This is a genomic window from Bacillus sp. NMCC4, assembly GCF_002998555.1.
Taxonomy (GTDB): Bacteria; Bacillota; Bacilli; order Bacillales; family Bacillaceae; genus Bacillus.
In genome coordinates this window covers 430,436-451,931 of the sequence record NZ_PVRA01000003.1, presented here as the reverse complement: position 1 = coordinate 451,931, position 21,496 = coordinate 430,436, and the positions used below count along the sequence as shown (strand labels likewise).

The window sequence follows — 21,496 nt, the reverse complement described above, 5'->3', positions numbered from 1 at the left end:
GACAGGACACTCTCCTGTCTTTTTCTATGGATTCTGTTTCCGTTTCAAGTACTCGCAAATGCTTTTGTACACATGAGGATTGTCTAAAGAAGAAAGATCTGGTGAGGGCTGCTGTTCATAGGCTCCTTTTAATAAACGCCGGACGATTTTTCCGTTTCTTGTTTTCGGTAAAGTTGAAATGAGATGAATTTCCTTTGGCATGAGAGCTTTTCCCGCGTGTGAACCAACATGTGTTTTGAGCTCTCGAATCAGTTTTGCTTCGTCACAAGATTGTGAGCTAGTCACGATGAAGCACACGAGTGCCTCCCCTTTCACCTCATCCTTTACCCCAATTACAGCTGCCTCGTGTACGGCTGGATGTCCGACAAGAATGGATTCAATTTCTGCTGGACCGACACGTTTTCCTGCTGAATTAATGACATCATCCGATCTGCCCGTGATATGGAATGTGCCATCCGCTGATTGCATCACCCAATCCCCATGTGTCCACACCCCATCAAATCGTCTGAAATACGTGTCTTCATATCGCCCCGGATCTTTCCAAAAACCACATGTCATGCCGACCCATGGCTTTTTCACAACAAGCTCTCCTACTTCATTTATGACGCTCTGACCTGCTTCATTATATACATCTGCCGCCATTCCTAAGATCGCCGCATTAAAAAGGACTGGTTTGATTGGGCGAAGCAGCGTACTTCCTACAATTCCGCCAGAGACCTCTGTTCCCCCTGAATAATTTAGGATCGGAATGTGCTTTTGACCGATTTTGTCAAAAAGCCATTGCCATGGTGCTTCATTCCACGGCTCACCTGTAGAAATGATGGTTTTGACATGCGGCAGCTGAATACCTGAAAGGTTTTGCTGCATCGCAGACCGAACAAAAGTAGGTGAAAGTCCAAAATGGGTGACTTTTTGCTTGTGGATGAATGACCAGAGGTGCTGTTCATCTGGATAATCGGGTGCACCGTCATATAAAACGATTGCAGCTCCATTGATCAAGCCGCCAAAGACGAGAAATGGCCCCATCATCCAGCCCATGTCTGTGAGCCAAAACAAACGGTCTCCTTTTGCAACGTCCATACAAAGACCGGCGTCAAAAGCAGCTTTTACAGGGAAGCCTGCGTGTGTATGGACAGCTCCTTTTGGCGTACCAGTTGTTCCAGAAGTATATAAGATCATGAGAGGCTCTTCATTTGTGAGATAGGTCGTTTCACTTAACGGATCTTCTTTTAACAAATCGTTTAGCCTGATATCTCCTTCATATTCAGTATGAGAGGGAGTGTGTACAATGACGGTTTTGACAGTGTCTGTTTTGTGAATCGCATCTGCCGCACATTCCCGCATATTGATCGTCTTCCCGCGTCGCGTCATGTCGGAGCCTGTGACGACAATGGTTGCACCTGCCGCACGAATACGCACGGCAAGAGGCTCGCTTCCATATCCGGAGAAGACGGGGCTAAAGATGACACCAATTTTTGCAAAGGCTAGCATGACGGCAACCGTTTCAGGAAGCATTGGCATATAAATGACCGCTACATCTCCTTTTTGAAGCCCATTCTTCAAAAAACCAGCAGCGAGGCGATTAACCTTTTCCTGAAGGTCGAGATACGTCCATTTCCTCTCTGCCCCAACTTCATTTCTCCAAATCACGGCTGGCTGATGCTGGGTCTCTTCGTTCTCTGCCCATTTGTCCACGGCGGTTTCGGTTATGTTTAGTTGACCGCCTTTATACCACTTCGGCCACATGAATGAATCTTGACCTAATGCGGCTTCATACGGCATCTTCCACTTGATGCCGACCGCCTTTTCAGCTTCTCTCCAAAACCAATCGGTACGCTCGATACTAGCTTTGTAGAATGCATCATAAGTAGAGAAACCAAGTGAGTGCATCCATTTGTAAAGACGTGTATGTTTGACCTTCTGCTCTTCCGGTACCCATGCTGGTTTCAGGTTCATCATAAGGATGCCCCCTTTAGACCGGATAGACGGGATGTTTTCGTCTTGTAAATGTCATCTCTTTTGAGGAATAGGCTTGTAATCGATGACAAAGCTCAGCTCGCAGGTGGTCAAACGGGATGACGCCATCGACAATCATTTCAGAGGCAAGCTCATATATATTCATATCTTCCTGATATTCCTTACGTTTCTCTTGGATAAATGCAGCTCTCTCTTCGGCAGGCAGCTCGGCAATCTTATTTGCATAGACAGCATTTACAGCTGCTTCTGGTCCCATGACAGCAATTTGCGCTGATGGAAGAGCGAGACAGCAGTCTGGTTCAAACGCTGGTCCTGCCATTGCATATAAACCTGCACCGTATGCTTTCCGCACAATGACCGATATTTTCGGAACGGTTGCCTCTGACATAGCGGAGATCATTTTCGCCCCGTGTCTAATAATGCCAGCTTGTTCCACTTTTGTTCCGATCATAAACCCCGGTATATCCGCAAGGAAAAGGAGCGGGATATGAAAGGCGTCACATAGCTGAATAAACTTGGCGGCTTTGTCAGCTGAGTCATGGAATAACACCCCGCCTTTCACCCTCGGCTGGTTGGCAATAAGACCAACAGGCTGACCATTCATGCGGCCAAAGCCTGTAATCAGCTCCGCGGCAAACAGTTTTTTGATTTCAAAAAATGACCCTTCATCAATGAGTAAATCAATGAGCTGATACATATCAAAAGGGGTATTCTGCCCCTTAGGGATAAGGTCTTGGATGGTCATCTCAGATGGCTGAGGTGCTTTGGCGGCTGCCCGTTTTGGTTTCTCTGTATAGTTGGCAGGCATGTAGGTTAAATAGTCGCGAGCGATTTGAATGGCTTCTTCCTCTGTTTTGGCTAAAATATCACCACATCCTGATATGCTGCAATGCATGTTTGCCCCGCCCATTTCTTCTAGTGATACTTTTTCTCCAATCACCATTTCGGCCATTCTCGGAGAGCCTAAATACATCGAGGCATTCCCTTCGACCATAATAACGATGTCACAAAAAGCAGGAATGTAAGCACCTCCTGCTGCAGAAGGACCAAATAGTAAACAAATTTGCGGGATACGTCCAGACAGCTTCACCTGGTTATAAAAAATGCGACCCGCGCCCCTTCTGCCTGGAAACATGGCAATTTGATCGGTGATTCTTGCACCCGCAGAATCGACTAAATACAGCATCGGGCAGTTGAGCTTTTCCGCTGTTTCTTGGATTCTAATGATTTTTTCTACCGTTTTGACGCCCCATGATCCAGCTTTGACGGTAGAATCATTCGCCATGACGCAAACCGTTTGCCCATTCATCCGCCCCGTCCCTGTGACAACCCCATCTGCTGGTAAATGTTGATCTTTACACTCGGCAAACATGGCATCCTCAATGAAAGAATCCTCATCTAATAACAACTGGAGCCGGTCACGGACGAACAATTTTCCTTTTTCTTTGTTTTTTTGATGGTATCGTTCGGCTCCTCCTTTTACAATCCGCTGTTTTTTCACTTCATATTCTTCGATCATGCCCATTCCCCTTTCTTGCTAGTTGCCTCGGTAATGAGGCGTTCGTTTTTCTTGGAAAGCTTGAAGTCCCTCCATTCGATCTTCTGTATCAATGAGCCGTACATAGGCTTCGTATTCCTTCATCAGACCTGTACGTAAATCATGATCAAGGCTCATTTGAATCGCTTGTTTCGCTTCTTTTAAAGCAATTGGACCGTTTTTGGCGATTTGTTTTGCGAGAGAAATGGCGTCATCCATAAGAGAATCTGCTAAAGAGAGGTGCTCAATCAACCCGATTTGAATGGCTTCTTCAGCTTGTAATGAACCACCTGTGAAAATCAGTTCTTTTGCTTTACCGAGTCCAATCAGGCGCGGAAGCCGCTGGGTTCCTCCGGCTCCTGGTATGATGGCTAGTCCAGTTTCTGGCAGGCCGAGTCTTGCTCCGGCTCGTGCGATGCGGAGATCACAAGCCAGTGCGAGCTCAAGGCCTCCGCCGAGTGCGTGTCCATTCATCACGGCAATGACAGGCACAGGAAGGGAGTCAATTTCTGTAAAGGTTTGCTGAATCGACAGAACCGCCGCTTTTGCTTCTTCTTCTGTCATCAGTCGTCGCTCTTTTAAATCAGCTCCTGCGCAAAAAACGTTAGAACCAGCTCCTGTAATGAGCAGACAGCGGATGCTTTCATCGTGTTTGATTTCTTGAATGATTTGATTGATTTCCTCAAGCATCGCAGCGGATAGGGAATTCGCTTGTTCCGGCCTGTTTAAGGTCATGATCCCAATCCGTTCATCTTGTATCATAAAATTAACCAATGATGTCATGTCACATTCATCCTTTATGAAGTAGTATGAGAGTGAAAAGCACGTAAACAATGACTAGGCAGGGTTCGTTCTACTTTTGTTTCGATCCATTCTGCCGCTTTTATCAATGCAGGAAAATCGATATTTGTTTTAATTCCTAGTTTTTGAAGCATATGCACTACATCTTCTGTCGCGACATTTCCGCTAGAGCCAGGTGCATATGGGCAGCCACCAAGCCCGCCGCTAGAGGAGTCAAATGTTGTGATTCCCGCTTTTAATGCCGTATAAATATTGGCAAGACCCATCCCCTTCGTATCGTGAAAATGTAGAGCGATTTTATCAGCAGGAAAACGTTCAAGTAAAATGTCTAATCGCCTTTCTACTTGAAGCGGATGGGCTTCTCCAATGGTGTCGCCGAGTGATATTTCATCAATGCCATAAGAGAGCAGAATATCCGTTAACCGCAGAACTTGATCCATTGGCACTTGATGTTCATAAGGGCAGCCAAACACGGTAGAAATATATACGCGCGTGATCTTTCCTGCTGCTTTTAAATCAGCTGTCATTTGTTTGATGACAGGAAGTGTTTCGTGGATGGATTGATTCATATTTTTTTTGTTATGTGTTTCACTCGAAGAGATAAACATAGCGCCTGCGTCAAGATTTGCTTCAAAAAAGTGAGCCAAGCCTTTTTCATTAGGAATGAGTGCTGCATAGGTGATGTTGTCATTTTTGTGTAAGGATTGAGCTAACTCTTTGGCGTCTTTTAAGGCTGGGACCCATTTAGGATGAACAAATGAGGTGACTTCAATATAAGGGAGCCGGGCTGCTGTGAGCAGTTCAATCCACCTTTGCTTCTCGCTTGTGTCCAGCCAAGTGGATTCATTTTGCAGTCCGTCCCGCGGGCCGACCTCTCTGATAAGTACACGCTTTGGTAATGCCATCTCGCTCCCTCCTATTCTGTCAGCTCTAGAAGGACCTCTCCTTCATCGACAAATTCCCCCTCTGCCTTATACACTTTGCTGATGACACCAGCCTCTTCTGCAACAATTGGAATCTCCATTTTCATTGATTCCAAGATAGCGACCTCCTGTCCTTTTTGCACTTCATCGCCTTTTTTCACAAGAAGCTTCCATAAGTTTCCGGCCATTTGTATCGTGACCATTTTCATGAACGGTTCCCCTCCCTTTTTTTCATGAGAAAATCGGTTGTGATGCTGCCATGTAAGAAAGCAGAAGATCCAGCCATTTCCCTTAAAAGCGGTAAGTTGGTTTTGATCCCTTCTATTTCATATGCTTGTAACGCATTTTTTAATCGTTCTATTGCAAGTTTTCGTGTATCACCGTAAACGATCATCTTCGCAATCATTGGATCGTAATATGGGGTAATGACGCTCCCGCTTGTCACACTTGATTCATGGCGTATATAGGGAGCTTCTGGCATAAATAGCCGAGTGATTGTTCCTGGTGACGGATAAAAGGTAACGGGGTCCTCCGCATAGATTCTGACCTCGATGGCATGCCCAATTTGATGAATATCCTCCTGAATGAAGGAAAGCGGCTCTGATGCAGCGATTTTCAGCTGCTCCTCGACAAGATCAATACCTGTAATTTCTTCTGTGACAGGGTGCTCTACTTGTAATCTCGTGTTCATCTCTAGAAAATAAAATTGTTGGTTTTGATCGACTAAACATTCAATCGTCCCTGCATTTTCATAGCCAATGGCTTTGGCTGCTTTGACGGCCATCTGTCCCATCTGTTGTCTCACTGATTCATCGAGACAGGCGGCAGGTGCTTCTTCGATGATTTTCTGGTGTCTTCTTTGGAGTGAACAGTCGCGCTCAAATAAGTGAACCCCATGGCCGAAGGAATCAAAGAGGACCTGAATTTCAATGTGCCGCGCGTCTTCAATGACCTTTTCCATATAAAGCGTCCCGTCGTTGAAAAAACTTTGCGCTCTTTTTTGATTTCCTTCAAAAGCTTTATGCAGCTCCTCGTCATTTCGCACAAGCTGCATGCCAATTCCCCCGCCTCCGCTTGATGCCTTGAGCATGATCGGATAACCGAGTGACTGGGCTTTACTGACTCCTTCTTCTGCGTCATGGAGCGGGGCTGAAACGCCTGGTACAATGGGAATCCCCGCATGGTCCATCGTTTTTCTCGCTTCAATTTTATTCCCCATTCGCTGAATGACCTGTGCGGATGGTCCAATAAAAATAATTCCTTCGCTGCGGCAGCGTTCAGCAAAGCCCGCATTTTCTGATAAAAGGCCATATCCAGGGTGGATGGCATCTGTATTTGTCTGCTTGGCAACCTCGATGATCACTTCCATGTTTAAATAGCTTTCAGATACTTTCGCGCCTCCAATGAGATAGGCGCTGTCTGCTTCTTGCACATGAAGCGCATGCTGATCTGCCTCTGAATAAACAGCCACGGTGTTGATCCCGAGCCTTTTACAAGTCCGAATAATTCTACGAGCAATTTCGCCTCGATTCGCAATGAGTACTTTTTTGAACATCGCTGCCCTCACTCCTTTATTAGATCAAGCGCCTGTTTTTTCAGACGAAATTTTTGAATCTTCCCTGATGCGGTCATCGGATACTCGTCTGTGATGAAAAAATATTTTGGAATTTTGTAGCGAGCCATTTGTGACTGACAATAGCTGGTTAATGACTCAATCGTCACTGTGTGACCTTGTTTGAGCCGAATGAATGCGGCGGCTTCCTCTCCATAGGTCTCGTCAGGAATACCAACGACCTGTGCATCAAGAATGGCTGGATGCGTGTAAAGAACGTCTTCAATCTCTTTTGGATAAACATTTTCCCCGCCTCTAATGATCATATCTTTCAGCCGTCCTGTGATTTTCACATAGCCATCCTCATCCATCTCCGCTAAATCCCCTGTATAAAGCCACCCGTCCTCATCAATGACTTCATTTGTGGCTTCTTCATTTTTATAGTAGCCTTTCATCACATGATAGCCTCTTGTACACAGCTCGCCTTGTTCTCCTCTTTGTACTTCATCCGGCGTACCTGGGGCGGTGATTTTTACCTCGATGTGAGGAAGTGCCCGACCGACTGTTTGAACCCGCCTTTCAAATGAATCATCTGTTCTTGTTTGGGTAATGACAGGTGAGCTTTCGGTCTGACCGTAGGCAATCGTGAGCTCCTTCAGGCCCATTTGTTCAATGACTGCTTTCATCACATGGGATGGGCAAAGAGATCCTGCCATAATGCCTGTTCGTAATGTGGACAGATCGTATTGGTGGAAATTCGGATGATCGAGCTCTGCAATGAACATTGTCGGGACGCCGTGAAGAACAGTGCACTTCTCTTGTTCCACTGTTTGAAGGACTCGCTCTGGGTGGAAAGATTCAATTGGAATGATCGTGCCTCCTTTTGCGAGACAAGCAAGTACGCCAAGAACAGATCCAAAGCAATGAAAGAACGGCACGGGGATACACATGCGGTCTTCATGGGTGAGCTTCATGCAATCTGCGATCTGACTGGCATTGCAGACGATGTTTGTATGGCTGAGCATGACGCCTTTTGGGTAGCCGGTTGTGCCAGAGGTATATTGCATATTAATAACGTCATCAGGCGCCAGCTCATCCATTCGTTTCTCCCATGCATCATCCTCCATTCTTTTAGCAGCAGCTTGAATACTGTCCCAGCTGCGCATGCCCTTTGGCGTGTGCTCGCCAATATATACAACACTTTTTAAATATGGAAATGATGATGAAGTGATCTCGTCTTGATGACCTGTTTGAAGCTCTGGAATGAGGTTTTCAAGCATCCTGACATATGATGTCTCTTTAAACCCGTCAACGATAAACAGCATGCTGCTATCAGAGTGCTTTAGTAAGTAAGCGAGTTCTTGTGATTGAAAGTTCGTATTCACGGTGACAAGAACGGCTCCAATGGAGGCGCAGGCGAATTGCAGCATGAGCCATTCAGGGACATTAGGTGCCATGATGGCGATATGATCCCCTTTTTGAACCCCTAATGCCATAAGACCTTTCCCTGTTTCCTTGACCTCTCTAAAAAACGCTTCGTATGAATAACGTAATGAACGTTCTGGATACACAATGGCTTCATGTGCTGGGTGCTGCTCCTTTTTCTCTTTTAATAGGGAGCCGATCGTTTGTGGATGAATCGACATCATGATTTTCCTCCTCCATCAGTGGTAAGCGTTTTCATAAAAGGGTTATGATAGCAGTTGTCTCGCGATGACTAGACGCTGAATTTCAGAGGTGCCTTCCCCGATTTCCATGAGCTTGGCATCTCTCACAAGCCGTTCTACCCCGCACTCTTTCATGTAGCCTGTTCCTCCGTGAATTTGGACAGCATCAAGACTTGCTTTTGTGGCCATTTCCGAAGCGAAAAGCTTGGCATAGGCAGCTTCTTTTGTAAATGGCTTTCCATGATCTTTCAGCCAAGCGGCTTTCCACACCATTTGACGAGCAAGTTCTATTTGCATCGCCATATCTGCCAGTTTAAATTGAATGGCTTGAAAGGACGAGAGGGTCTGCCCAAATTGCTTTCTTTCCTTTGCATAGGAGAGAGAAGCATCTAGTGCAGCTTGCGCGATACCAACAGATAAGGCAGCAATTGATATGCGTCCCCCGTCTAATGTATATAAAAATTGCTTGAAGCCTTTGGCTGGGTCTCCTAATATATGATGTGCTGGTACACGTACGCTGTCTAAAATGATTTCAGCCGTATCTGAACCGCGCACCCCCATTTTGTCGTATGGATTTGTAATGGACAGCCCTTTTTGACCTTTTTCTACAATGAAGGCGGAGATGATCGGGCGACCGTTCTCATCATGATCCGTGACAGCTGTGACGATAATGGTTCTGGCAAAATTGGCATTTGTGATCCAGCACTTCTCCCCGCTAATCACATACTCTTGTCCGTCTTTGACCGCTTTTGTTTTCGTCCCTTTTGCATCTGATCCTGCATTTGGCTCTGTTAATCCGAAGGAACCGAGTGCTGTTCCAGATGCCAGCGGGACAAGGTGATCCATCTTTTGCTCCTCTGTACCGAAGTAATAAAGCGGGCTTGCGCCTAAGGAAACGGCTGCGGCATAGCTAAGACCTGTACTGGCACACTGTTTTCCGATTTCTTCTACAGCGAGCGCATATGAGATCGTATCTCCTCCTGAGCCTCCGTATTTCTCTGGAAAAGGAATGCCCATCAAGCCGAGTTCTCCCATTTTTTGAAAAGTTTGGACCGGGAATACGGCCTGTTCATCAATGGTTTGAGCGAGTGGTGCAATTTCTTCCTTGGCGAATTCTTTGACCATCTGCCGAATCATTTGTTGTTCTTTCGTTAATTCAAAATCCATCTTGTTTCCCCCTTTGGCTCTTTTCTATCATATTTATTAATCAAGTGGCTGCTTCATGCCAAGCTTGGCTGAATTCAGAAAATTAAAACAAAAATAATAGAAAAAAGCATGAACGAAGAAAATCCTCATTCATGCTTTTTCGTTATCTCACTTTTATTGTAGAAGGCTTGCTTTCGTGATGAAGTCGATTGAGAGCCGTTACTTTGTAAGTATCACTCTTATTCTGATGAACTGAAAGATTTTTGACAGATGTCAGCGTGCCGGCTTCTTTTCTAACGGTTTGCAGCAATTCATATGTTCCTTTCGTCGTCAAGCGATAGACCGCGTAATAGGATGCGGTAGATTGCGGATCATTTTTGATCTGTAAAGCCGCACCCTCTGCTGTCTTTTTAATAGATTGAATGATTGGTTTTTTTGGCGCTTTCTGATGAAGCCAAGGCATTTCTGGAATGAGAGCCGGTTTACGGTAAGCATCTTCTATCAATCGATTTTTGACATTCAAAGGGTTGCGATTGATATCCTTTAGGCTAAAGTGCATGCTTCCCTGCACGAGAGGCGACTGTCTGTTCAGTTTGATCTGCCGAAAGTATTCTTCTGGATCAGACCAAGCAGGATCACTGTTTTGATTAATTTTATACGTCGCCTGACCAATGTACAGGTGAACAGGCTCTCCCTTCACTTCATTTGACCACCATTTTGTTAGCACATCGTATGCGGCTGCCTGAAAGCCGATGCTCCAGTAAATTTGCGGGGTGACATAATCGATATCGTGCTGCTGAATCCACTCTCTTGTATCAGCATACAAATCATCATAGTTGGTCATCCCTGCTGTGGTGTTTGAACCAGTCGGATCATCCTTTATGTTGCGCCAGACTCCGAAGGGGCTAATACCAAACTTCACATACGGCTTTACTTTCTTCACGGTGTCGTTGATTTGCTTGACCAATTGGTTCACATTATCTCTTCGCCAATCTTCTATATGCGTGAATGCCTTTTTTCCATATGTTTCATACGTTTCTTGATCTGGAAACGGCACACCGGCTATTTTATTCGGGTAAAAATAATCATCCATATGCACTGCATCAATATCGTAGTTTTTCACGACTTCTTCTATGCTGCCGACAATGAACTCCTGAGCTTTAGGAATGCCTGGATTGTAGTAAAGCTGATTACCGTACGCAATAGTCCAATCTGGATGTTTTTTTGCAGGGTGATCGGCTGATAAACGGCTGAGGTCGGTATGATTCATTGTGATTCGATACGGGTTAAACCAAGCGTGAAATTCGAGCCCGCGTTTATGAGCTTCTTCGATCATGAATTCAAGCGGGTTATACCCGGGATCTTTCCCTTGTGTCCCGGTCAAATATTCGGACCACGGGCCGTATGCCGAAGGATAAAAGGCATCTGCTGTCGGTTTAATTTGCATGATCACGGCATTCATATTCATCGCTTTGATCTCATCTAACAAATGAATAAACTCTTGTTTCTGCTCTTTGACAGGCAGTCCTTTCTTTGAAGGCCAATCTAGGTTATAAACCGATGCGATCCATACCGCGCGCATCTCTCTTGTGCTTTCAAGCTTCCCTTTTGGCATTGGACGAGCTAGACTGCTAGAAGGAATCAATAAGAATACAAACATCAAAATTAGTGTTAGACACGTCATACTGATTTTTTTCAGCATTTTTTGCATCACCTCATATTCAGTTTATTCCGCTTTTTGAGATCGAATGCCAGCAGATGGTGTCAGCAGGATGTTTTTCATTTCCTTGAGCTGAGCTTCAGGTATTTCGCAAGCCTCGATTAAATACCGCTCTGCACTTCCGTATGTGTCCATCATTTCGTTTAGCACATCTTCCAGATAATCTTGCTGCACACCGAGAAGCGGTTGAATTTGCTCTTTTGACACCCGGTATAAACTCATCATGCGGACAAATCGCTGCTGCCTTCTGACAAGCATTTTCACACCTTCATTGGAACGCATATATTCACTTAAAACGGCCGGCATCGGTACACCTGCTGCTAATTGAATGAGGGCAGATAAAAAGCCTGTCCGGTCCTTACCGCTCGTGCAGTGAAGCATCAGCGGGTAATTGCTCTTATCTGAAAGCAGCGAGAACAGCTGCTGAATCTCTTCTTTACGCTCTGTGAGCATACTTTGATATAAATCTTTCATAATCGGTGCAAATGAAAGAGATTTCCCTTCAGTTGTCAGCATACGAAACATGGTCCACTTACTTGGCATCTTACTGTCAGGCTGCATCGGGATATGAACGATTTTGTTGTGTTCCTTGATTTTTGGCGGATGTGATTTGCGTTCTGAGCTTGTTCGGAGATCACAAATGGTTTGAATCCTAAGCTTTGAGAACGTCAACATATCTTGTTTTGTGAGACGCGATAGATCTGCGGATCGATAAATCATTCCCTGCCTGATCACCATCTCACCTGTTGTTTGAAGTCCCCCTACTTCTCTAAAATTCGCAAGCTTTGAAAATGGGTTGTTTGATTGATTCATAGAAGTGAAAATCCTTTCCGTTACGTTCTTTTCTCTATCATACGCTTTTATTGAGATGGGGAAAAGAGAAGCCATTTGGTATAATGGAAAAAGGAGATTCGGATGGATTGGAGATATGAAGCATGATCAAAACAAAACGGATTCAGCAAATCAAAGAGTATGTGTTTGACCGGGAATCTGCCTCACTTGATGAGCTTGTGGCGCATTTTGGCGTCTCAAAAAACACGATACGCCGAGATGTACAAGCATTGGTCGAATCCGGCGTGCTCAAAAAAGTATATGGCGGAGTGGCTGTGAACCACTCAACGTTAGTGGTGTATCAGGAACGAAAGATTCGTCAGCTGAGTAAAAAGCAATTGATCGGTCAAACGGCTGCTGCTTTTGTGGAAAATGGGGATATGATTTTTGTTGATTCTGGTACGACAACACTTGAGATGCTTCCCTATTTGACTGAGAAACAGGTGACCGTTGTGACCAATAATGTAGATTTTATTACACAGGCGATGCCTTATGAAAATCTCACTATCTTTTCCACTGGCGGGATGCTTGAGAGAAAAACGAATTCTTTCGTTGGCTATCAAAGTGTAGAGCGTTTGAAAGCTTACAATGTCAATAAAGCCTTTATCGCATCAACTGGTTTATCCATTGATCACGGAGTCACGAATTCGTCCCCGCTTGAAACGGATATTAAAAAGACAGTTGTTGAAAAAAGTGCCAAAACGTTTTTATTAGTTGATGATAGTAAGTTCGATCACTACGCTTTGACCACGTTTTGTGATTTACACGATCTTGATGTCGTCGTGACGAATAAACAGCCAAGTGAAGATTATCTTCAATATGGAAAAGAGCATGATGTACGGTTTGCCACGCCTTCATCAAATGAGCAGACGTAAATAAATGGATCACAAAAAAACGGCTCAGGAATTTGAGCCGTTTTTTGATTCATTCATTTCAAGCTGCATGATCATGCGGAATAAAAAAAGGTATACGGCTGAGATGACTTCAATGAAAGGCATATCTTCGTGGATGTCCTCAAGCTCAAGAAGCTGTAAATTCACATCGAATAAGCCGTCTTGCCCATTAAATTGAAGCTGCGCACCATTTAATGGAGCCAGCATGTCTTTTAAAATGCCTGTGTCTTTTTTAGGACGTTTTAAACCGAATAACACGGTATACGTTTGAAACACTTCGTCCCATTCAATGGCTAATCCATCGACTCTCACCACATCAAACCACTTCGATTCGATATAAATGAATTCTTTTTGATGTTGTTTTACATATGTAAGCGGTGTGTTTAGAAATGAGGCGCCTTCTGTTTGAATCATGTCCTCGGATTCTTTGTCTACACGCTCTATATATACATCGTTAAAGCGTGCCTCTTCCTTTATTCTTGCACCTTCTAAAGGCCAATTGTGGCGCGCCGCTTCGTCATATTCAAAGTCTGTCAGCGCTTGTCCTTCTTTCAATAGATCTTGTAAGCGATTTTGCAATGACATGGCTATGTCTCCTTTCTTCTCTTTCATGTGCGTTTATTATTTTAGCATAACTCATGAAAAGAAAGATATGACTCAGCATATGATGGTATGATAGTGTCAAAAGAAACATCTCGGAGGGGTACGTTTTGCTCACAATGACACTGGCAGAAAAAATCGTAGACGAGGTCAAAAAAGTGCTGACTGAGGAAATCATCATCGCACAAACAAACGGCACCATCATTGCGGCAACAGATCCAGCGCGCATTGGTCAATTTCATGAAGGGGCGTATCTGACATCCTTTGAAGGACAAAAACGAATCCTCACAAAGGATGATGAGCAGCAAATGAAAGGGGTCAAAGCCGGCATCAATCTGCCTATTTATTTTAAGCAAGAGGTCATTGGGGTGATTGGGATGACAGGAAATCCCGTCCATGTCTCTCCATTTGGCGAAATATTACGAAAAATGACCGAACTGCTTATTCAAGAGCATGAATTTTTTCTAGAAACGGAAACCGATGAACGGCAGCTTGAAGCGTTTGTGTTCGACTGGCTTCATCTGCCAGAGACAGCAATCAATCTCACTGAAAAAGCAGCGCGGCTTCAGCTTGATGTCAACAAGCAGCGTATCGTCGTCCTCATTGATTGTCACGATGAATCATTTATGAAGCAGGATCAATATAAAAAAGTTAAGGAAATGCTGCATCTCACAAATCAGGAAATGATCGTCCGCTGGGGACATGCCCGCTTTTTGCTCATGCTGCAAACCTCGGCAAATGATCGTGATACCTTGCAGCAGCGTCTTTTTCACATCCATGCTTCCCTCACCTCACGTTCCACGTCAAAGGCTTTGATAGGTGCGGGAAAACCAGCAGCTGGACATATGATGAAGCAATCCTTTCATCAAGCCTTTCGTGCCTTAAAATTGGCGAATGTGGATACACCGATTGTGTTTGATGAGGATTTAACACTTGAACTTTTTATAGAAGAAGTGAGTCAGGAAACAAAAGAAGTGTTCCTTGATCGAACGATCGCCCCACTTCTCCCCTACCCTGAACTAGTGAAAACATTGCGTGTACTCATAACATCAGATTACTCATTGAAGTATACCGCGGAAGCGATGCACGTACATATCAATACACTGCATTACAGACTAAAACGTATCCAAGATTTAACGACACTTGATCCAAAACGCATGCAAGATGCGATGCTCTTTTATTTAGCCTTGATGCTATTAGATCATCATCCAAATAAACGAGGCGAACAGCCCAATATTTTGTAGAATCGTCCATAGGCATGAGGCGATTCTTTTTTTATACTGAAAGAAACGGTATGTCTAATCAGTAGGAGTGAATGCGCATGTTAAATTCTGAATTTTTAAGTCAATTAAAAAAGATTGTCGGGGCGCCCTGTGTACAAGACAGTAAAGCCGATCGGCTTGCCTACTCTTATGATGCAACACCTAATTTTCAGCATATGCCAGATGTCATCGTAAGCCCGCGCGCGGCTGAGGACATCCAGCAAATTGTCCGGCTCTGCGCTTCATATAAGGTGCCGATCGTGCCAAGAGGATCAGGAACGAACCTTTGTGCAGGAACCTGTCCTACACAAGGCGGACTTGTGATGTTGTTTACAAGAATGAACCAATTAATCGAAATAGACGAAGAAAACCTCACCGCAACGGTCCAGCCTGGTTTGATCACACAGGAACTTATTCGCCAAGTAGAGGCAAGAGGTCTCTTCTACCCACCAGATCCAAGCTCGATGAAAATCTCCACGTTAGGCGGCAATATTAATGAAAATTCAGGTGGTCTCCGGGGGTTAAAATATGGCGTGACGAGAGATTATGTACTTGGACTTGAAGTGGTTCTGCCAAACGGTGACATCATCAAAACGGGCGGCAAGCTCGCAAAGGACGTGGCCGGATATGATCTGACCCGTTTATTTGTTGGATCAGAAGGAACGCTCGGAATTGTCACAGAAGCCACGCTGAAGCTTTTGCCGCTTCCAGAAACCAAACAAACGATGCTTTGCTTATATGAAAGCCTAGAGGAAGCAGCCGCTTCAGTTTCGGCGATTATTGCAGAGCGTATTATCCCCGCCACATTAGAATTTATGGATCAGCCGACACTGAAAGTCGTCGAAGACTTTGCCAAAATCGGCCTGCCGACTGACGTTCAAGCGGTGCTATTAATCGAACAGGACGGCAACCCTGAGGCCGTTTCCCGTGATATAGAGAACATCGCAAAGGTCTGTCAGCAGCACGGTGCAAAAGGAGTAAATATCGCACATTCTGAAGAAGAGGCAAGTGCCCTTTTAACAGCGAGACGAGCCGCTTTATCTGCCCTCGCCCGTTTAAGCCCCACAACGATTTTAGAAGATGCTACAGTCCCCCGGTCTGAAATTGCTAACATGGTGCGGGCGATCGAAGACATTGCGAGAGAGTACGAAGTGAAAATCTGTACATTTGGTCATGCAGGTGACGGGAATTTACATCCTACTTGTGCAACCGATGCAAGAAATGAAGAAGAAATGAAGCGGGTCGAAGAAGCCTTTCAGGCCATTTTTGAAAAAGCAGTCTCCCTTGGCGGCACCATTACGGGTGAACATGGCGTGGGTCTGATGAAAGCCCCCTATTTAGAGCTAAAGGTCAAAAAAGAAGGAATCGCTGCAATGAAAGCAATCAAACAAGCGCTAGATCCAGCAAATATCATGAATCCTGATAAGGTGTTTGGAAAAGCAGCAAGAAAGCGGGTGGTGGTCTCATGAATTCCTCTAAACAATCAGAGATTCAGCAAAACTTTCAGCAGCAAATGGATGAAAAGGAGCTGCTCAACTGCATGCGCTGCGGCTTCTGCCTCCCTTCCTGCCCTACTTATATTGAATCCGGTCAACAAGAAACTCACTCTCCCCGCGGCCGGATTGCTTTAATGAAGGCGGTGAGAGACGGCGTGATTGAGCCGGATGAAGATGTCGAACATTCACTGAACCTTTGTCTTGGCTGCCGTGCATGTGAACCGGTCTGCCCTTCCGGCGTCAAATATGGACGTTTACTTGAGGATGCGAGAGACATCCTTCAGCAGCACAAAAAACAATCTCTTCCTGTCAAATTTGTGAGACGTGTTGTGTTTAAAGGACTCTTTCCTTCACAAAGCCGAATGCGTCAAGCGGCTGGACTTCTGCGATTTTATCAAACCTCTGGTCTGCAAACGGCCGCCCGCAAGTCTGGCATGCTAAAGGTGCTTCCGCCGCATTTACAGCTGATGGAGCAGGCCCTTCCAAAGGTGCCGCGTCAACAAAAAAGCCGTGCGTTAGAATACAAAGCCATTGGCACGGCAAGAAAGCGTGTGGCCTTTTTTACTGGCTGTTTAATGGACACCGTTTTTTCCAGCACAAACGAAGCGACCATCCAGCTTTTGCAGCTGGCCGGCTGTGACGTTGTCGTCCCTCCTGTTCAGACTTGCTGCGGTGCACTTCATGGCCATAGCGGAGAAAAGGAGCAAGCGAAACAGTTAGCAAGGCGGAATATTGAAGCATTTGAGGAGATTGAGGCAGATGCCATTGTCATGAATGCGGGCGGATGTGGTGCCTTTTTAAGTGATTATGATCATTTGCTAAAGGATGATCCGGCTTTTCAAAAGCGAGGTGAAGCCTTCTCAAATAAAATGACGGATATATCAGATATTCTCGTGGAGCTTAAGTTTCACCGGCGTACATCGCTTGCCTTGCCAGAGCAGATCATCACCTATCAAGACTCTTGTCACTTACGAAATGGAATGGGTGTAGAGCAAGCGCCAAGGGTGCTGATGAAGGCGATTCACGGGGTATCATTTAAAGAAATGAAGGATGCCGACCGCTGCTGCGGATCCGCTGGAATTTATAATATTTTGCAACCAAAGATGTCGATGCAAATTTTAGATCATAAAATGACAGAAGCTAGTCAAACAGCGGCGGCTGCCATTGTCACGTCTAATCCAGGCTGTCATTTGCAAATGGCAGCGGGTATCAAACGTTCAGGACAATCGCCCAGCATGCGTGCCGTCCATCTCGCAGATTTTTTATTAGAAGCCGTTCAATATGGAAAAAAAGCGTCTAGCTCATCAAGCTGAACGCTTTTTTTCATGCATATCTTCAGACAATTAGTTGGATAATTGAGGCAAATCGCGGAAGGAGATGATTCAAGTGCTGAAGAAAAACAAACAACATCAAAAGGACCCAAATTCAGTATTTGAGGCATTGTCACGTTCCTCTGATTTTACAAACGAATTGTCACGAAGTGAAGGTTTTCTTTATCGAATCTCTTTTTTTCGTTCTTTAATTAATGGTCATCTACTCCATGAACAAATTTTGCCCTGCATGAAAGAGTTGCACCTCACCCCCACTCTTGAGGAGCTGAAAGAACGAATCCCCATTGAACAGTCTGTCATCACGACCGATCTTCAAAAAGTGGAAGAAGCCCTTCATCTGGGCAATATGGCCATTCGGCTCGAAACGGACTGGGGCAAAGCACTTCTGATACCGATTGAAGAAAAGAAAGGCAGACAAGTTGGGCCCCCCGAGATTGAATTTGGCATTATCAGTGCCCAGGAAGCATTTGTGGAGGTTTTGGACACCAATTTAAATTTGGTCAGGCGGCGGCTGCCGACGCCGAACCTGAAAGTGGCAGAAAAGACAGTTGGCACGCTATCTCAAACAAAAGTAGCGGTGTTATATATTGAAGAAATCGCCAACCCGCAAAACATCGAAACCGTTCTCCAGCGCATTGAGGACGTTGATTATGATCAGATTTTAGATGCGAATTACCTCGCTCAAATGCTTTATGATGTATCCAATACGATCTTTCCATTGTTTTTAAATACAGAAAGACCCGACCGCGTGTCGTCAGGTTTAACAGAAGGGAAAATTGCCATCTTAGTCGATGGATCGCCTCATGTCTTGCTTGCCCCGACTTTTCTACTTGAGTATTTTTCCACAATGGAAGACTACAATATGTCGTGGATGGCGGCTTCTTGCTTTCGGCTGTTACGCATATTTGCAGTGATATTCTCCATTTTTGCGACACCTTTATATGTAGCCGTTTTAACCTTTCATTATGAGCTGATCCCAAAGGATTTATTAGAAACCATTGTGTCCTCGCGCTATCTTGTTCCATTTCCTCCGATTATTGAGGCCCTATTTTTAGAGATTTCGATTGAATTACTAAGAGAAGCAGGTTCGAGGCTCCCAGCTAAAGTCGGGCAGACGCTCGGGATTGTTGGCGGGATTGTCATTGGACAGGCTGCTGTGGCAGCAGGCTTAACAAGTAATATTTTACTCATTATTGTCGCCCTTTCTGCTCTTGCCTCATTTGTCACCCCTATTTACAAAATGGGCAGTGCCATTCGGCTGCTGAGATTTCCATTTCTATTTGCAGCACAGATTTGGGGTGCATTAGGCATTGCCGTGATGGGATCTTTCCTACTCACCCATTTAATGAAATTAACGTCTATTGGAAGGCCGTATCTAGAGCCTATTTTTCCGCTGCGTCTGACGGATTTAAAGGGTAGCTTGATTCGTCCTCAGCTCCGCTTTTTGAATAAAAGACCGGAAAATTTACGCCCGCAAAATGAAACCATTCACCGGCAAAAGCCTAAGCAAGGCCGTAAGGGGAAAAATGATTTTTATGAATAAGGAAGTGAAAGCATGAGTTCTTCTTCTGTGAAAGAAAAATTTCAAGTTTCCCCTTTTTTTGTGTTTTTTCTCATCAATGCCAATCAAGTAGGTGTCGGCATTTTAAACTTTCAAACAAACCTTGTTCGTTCTATGAATAATGATGGATGGATCGCCATTCTTATTTCTGGCTTCAGCGTCAATGTGATGATCTTTCTGATGTACTTGATGTTTAGAAAGGCCCCTTCGGATGAATTTGGTGATATCACGCAATACGTATTTGGCAAATGGATTGGGCAATTATTCAACATACTCTATATCTTATATTTTGCTTCTTTGTCGTTGACCGTTCTCGTCCACTATATGGATGTGATCCATGTATGGCTGTTTAAAGAAATTCCTGGTCTATTGTTTGCGTCTGTACTGCTGCTGCTTGTGTATTACATTCATACCGGCGGCTTTAGAACCATTGCTGGATGGGCATTTTTTAGCATTGTACTGACGTATTGGATGACGTTTATTTGCTTTTATGTCATGAAATATAGTCACATTCGCTTCATGTTTCCGATGTTTGATCATACATTTTCGCAGCTGGTAATGGGCGTCAAAGATGCCTCCTTATCCATGTTTGGTTTTGGCACGCTGCTTGTCTATTATCCCTTTATTAAACAAGCACAGACGTCACAAAAATTTGCCCACATGGGGGCATTATTCACGACATGCTTAAATTTACTTGTCTTTCTCGTCTCCATTGCGTATTACTCTAGTGCTCAGCTCAAATTAACAAAATGGCCGACATTAACGTTAACAAGTATTGTGAAACTTCCCTTTATCCAGCGCTTTGAATTTATTGAAGTGTCCCTCTGGCTGCTTCTGATCATTCCAAATATCGCCATTCCATTATGGGCAGCGAGCCGAATGGCGAAACAAGTATTTCATACGAGTCAGCGCGTCACTTTAATCTGTCTCAGCATCCTCATTTTGGTCATGTTTTCGTTTTTTGCCGGGGCAACCTCTTTTGAAGCCTTTAATCAATGGGTGGAATATAGCGGATACATTCTTATATATGGATTGATTGTCTGTATGGTCATTGGGCTGATGCTGAAAAAAAGGTGGGTGAAAAAACGAGCATGAAACGTTATATACTCATGGGTCTCATGTTGTTTAGTCTTTTGTTAACTAGCTGTGCACAGCCTCGCCTTTTAGATGAATTAAATATCTCTCAGGCGGCAGGATTTGATTTAGTAGAAGATGGCGAAATGAAGGGCTTCTTCGTCTTCCCTGTCTTTAAAAGTGAAGAGCAAGGAAGTTATCAAATATTAAGTGCGAGGTCAAACACCATTAGTAATATTCAGTTTCTCGTGTCAGAAAAATCACCTTTTCCAGTGGTCATGGGCCAGGTGCTCGTTATTTTAATCAGTGAAAAATTAGCAAAAGAAGTAGGCATGATCGATTTAATGAATTACATTTATCGTGATCCTATCATTGGTTCACGCCAAGTGTTTGCGATTGTAGGCGGAGAAGTTGAAGAGTTATTATACACAAAAATGAATCAAACGAACTTGAATATTGGCGTGTATCTCTCTGATCTGTTAACCCAAAATATGCGAAATGGCAATGAACCTGTGACCAATCAGCATATTTTTATGAATCAGATGCTGGCAAAAGGGGTCGATGCTTACCTCCCTTACATCAAAAAAACAAGCAATGCCATCAAGGTCACAGGAGTCGCTCTGTTTGATCAAGAAAAAATGGTGGGTCATATCCCTGGAGAAGAAACGTTCACATTTAAAGCGATGATTGAAAATCATAAAAATGGCATCTACGAGTTTCAATTGGATGATCAAGCAAAGACCCATGTCGTCATTGAAAATATCAAATCACATGTGTCTTACCAGATCAAACCAACGAAAAACCTAACAAAAAAGCCTCATATCACGATTGATATCAAGCTGAAAGGTGAATTAAAAGAATTTATGAAGTCCAAAAAAATTGATAAACCTTCTATATTGGACCATGTTGAAAGAAAAGTTGAAAAACGTGTCGCTCAGCAAGGACAAGACCTTGTTCAGTCCTTTAAAAAGCAAAACATAGATCCGCTTGGGCTGGGTTTGAGGTATCGATCAAAAGACAAAGCAATGACACCAGAAAAATGGCAGGAAATCTATCCTGATGCGGATGTACAAATTAAATGCCATAGGAAAATTGTTCAAACCGGTGTCAGTCAATAAATGAGTG

General features: G+C 44.3%; 18 protein-coding genes. 7 read left to right on the top strand and 11 right to left on the bottom strand.

What is annotated here, in order from left to right; genetic code table 11:
• Window positions 1–24 precede the first annotated feature (24 nt).
• From C6Y02_RS09670 to C6Y02_RS09625, 10 genes are all read right to left on the bottom strand, one after another.
• Window positions 25–1,959 carry an AMP-binding protein gene (locus C6Y02_RS09670; RefSeq protein ID WP_106031134.1) on the bottom strand — a complete coding sequence of 645 codons (1,935 nt, stop codon included), beginning with the start codon at window positions 1,957–1,959 and terminating at the stop codon, window positions 25–27.
• A 13-nt stretch (window positions 1,960–1,972) separates the two neighbouring features.
• Window positions 1,973–3,496, bottom strand: coding sequence for an acyl-CoA carboxylase subunit beta (locus tag C6Y02_RS09665; protein ID WP_106031133.1), 1,524 nt, complete (start codon window positions 3,494–3,496; stop codon window positions 1,973–1,975).
• 18 nt (window positions 3,497–3,514) lie between these two features.
• Complete coding sequence (locus tag C6Y02_RS09660; RefSeq protein ID WP_106031132.1) at window positions 3,515–4,297, bottom strand: enoyl-CoA hydratase; 783 nt, start codon at window positions 4,295–4,297, stop codon at window positions 3,515–3,517.
• Window positions 4,298–4,311: 14 nt separating this feature from the next.
• Entirely contained in the window at window positions 4,312–5,220 is a 909-nt protein-coding gene (locus C6Y02_RS09655; RefSeq protein WP_060596486.1) for a hydroxymethylglutaryl-CoA lyase, read from the bottom strand.
• Between the two features lie 11 nt (window positions 5,221–5,231).
• On the bottom strand, window positions 5,232–5,447 hold the full coding sequence (locus tag C6Y02_RS09650) for an acetyl-CoA carboxylase biotin carboxyl carrier protein subunit (protein ID WP_106031131.1): 216 nt from the start codon (window positions 5,445–5,447) through the stop codon (window positions 5,232–5,234).
• Window positions 5,444–6,793 (bottom strand): acetyl-CoA carboxylase biotin carboxylase subunit, encoded by a 1,350-nt coding sequence (locus C6Y02_RS09645; RefSeq protein ID WP_060596487.1) that lies wholly within the window; start codon window positions 6,791–6,793, stop codon window positions 5,444–5,446. The genes C6Y02_RS09650 and C6Y02_RS09645 overlap by 4 nt, the downstream gene beginning before the upstream one ends.
• Before the next feature lie 8 nt (window positions 6,794–6,801).
• On the bottom strand, window positions 6,802–8,439 hold the full coding sequence (locus tag C6Y02_RS09640) for an AMP-binding protein (protein ID WP_106031130.1): 1,638 nt from the start codon (window positions 8,437–8,439) through the stop codon (window positions 6,802–6,804).
• 42 nt (window positions 8,440–8,481) lie between these two features.
• Window positions 8,482–9,624 (bottom strand): acyl-CoA dehydrogenase family protein, encoded by a 1,143-nt coding sequence (locus C6Y02_RS09635; protein WP_106031129.1) that lies wholly within the window; start codon window positions 9,622–9,624, stop codon window positions 8,482–8,484.
• A 142-nt stretch (window positions 9,625–9,766) separates the two neighbouring features.
• Window positions 9,767–11,305, bottom strand: a complete 1,539-nt coding sequence (locus C6Y02_RS09630) for a glycoside hydrolase family 10-like protein (protein WP_106031128.1) — start codon at window positions 11,303–11,305, stop codon at window positions 9,767–9,769.
• A 24-nt stretch (window positions 11,306–11,329) separates the two neighbouring features.
• The gene (locus C6Y02_RS09625; protein WP_060596491.1) at window positions 11,330–12,136 is read right to left on the bottom strand and encodes a tyrosine-protein phosphatase; all 807 of its coding nucleotides are present in this window, start codon (window positions 12,134–12,136) and stop codon (window positions 11,330–11,332) included.
• Window positions 12,137–12,258: 122 nt separating this feature from the next.
• Between C6Y02_RS09625 and C6Y02_RS09620 the strand changes: the two genes are divergently transcribed.
• The gene (locus C6Y02_RS09620; RefSeq protein WP_066030806.1) at window positions 12,259–13,029 is read left to right on the top strand and encodes a DeoR/GlpR family DNA-binding transcription regulator; all 771 of its coding nucleotides are present in this window, start codon (window positions 12,259–12,261) and stop codon (window positions 13,027–13,029) included.
• Window positions 13,030–13,053: 24 nt separating this feature from the next.
• Here C6Y02_RS09620 and C6Y02_RS09615 read toward each other — a convergent pair whose 3' ends face one another.
• The gene (locus C6Y02_RS09615; RefSeq protein ID WP_106031127.1) at window positions 13,054–13,632 is read right to left on the bottom strand and encodes a branched-chain amino acid aminotransferase; all 579 of its coding nucleotides are present in this window, start codon (window positions 13,630–13,632) and stop codon (window positions 13,054–13,056) included.
• Window positions 13,633–13,757: 125 nt separating this feature from the next.
• On the opposite strand from C6Y02_RS09615, the gene C6Y02_RS09610 reads away from it, so the two are divergent.
• From C6Y02_RS09610 to C6Y02_RS09585, 6 genes are all read left to right on the top strand, one after another.
• Entirely contained in the window at window positions 13,758–14,891 is a 1,134-nt protein-coding gene (locus C6Y02_RS09610) for a CdaR family transcriptional regulator (RefSeq protein ID WP_106031126.1), read from the top strand.
• A 77-nt stretch (window positions 14,892–14,968) separates the two neighbouring features.
• Window positions 14,969–16,378 carry a glycolate oxidase subunit GlcD gene (glcD, locus tag C6Y02_RS09605; protein WP_106031125.1) on the top strand — a complete coding sequence of 470 codons (1,410 nt, stop codon included), beginning with the start codon at window positions 14,969–14,971 and terminating at the stop codon, window positions 16,376–16,378.
• Window positions 16,375–17,718 carry a (Fe-S)-binding protein gene (locus tag C6Y02_RS09600; RefSeq protein WP_106031124.1) on the top strand — a complete coding sequence of 448 codons (1,344 nt, stop codon included), beginning with the start codon at window positions 16,375–16,377 and terminating at the stop codon, window positions 17,716–17,718. The genes glcD and C6Y02_RS09600 overlap by 4 nt, the downstream gene beginning before the upstream one ends.
• Window positions 17,719–17,791: 73 nt before the next feature.
• On the top strand, window positions 17,792–19,279 hold the full coding sequence (locus C6Y02_RS09595) for a spore germination protein (protein WP_106031123.1): 1,488 nt from the start codon (window positions 17,792–17,794) through the stop codon (window positions 19,277–19,279).
• 12 nt (window positions 19,280–19,291) lie between these two features.
• Window positions 19,292–20,392, top strand: a complete 1,101-nt coding sequence (locus C6Y02_RS09590) for a GerAB/ArcD/ProY family transporter (RefSeq protein ID WP_106031122.1) — start codon at window positions 19,292–19,294, stop codon at window positions 20,390–20,392.
• On the top strand, window positions 20,389–21,489 hold the full coding sequence (locus C6Y02_RS09585; RefSeq protein ID WP_106031121.1) for a Ger(x)C family spore germination protein: 1,101 nt from the start codon (window positions 20,389–20,391) through the stop codon (window positions 21,487–21,489). Before C6Y02_RS09590 ends, C6Y02_RS09585 begins: the two co-directional genes overlap by 4 nt.
• Window positions 21,490–21,496 lie beyond the last annotated feature (7 nt).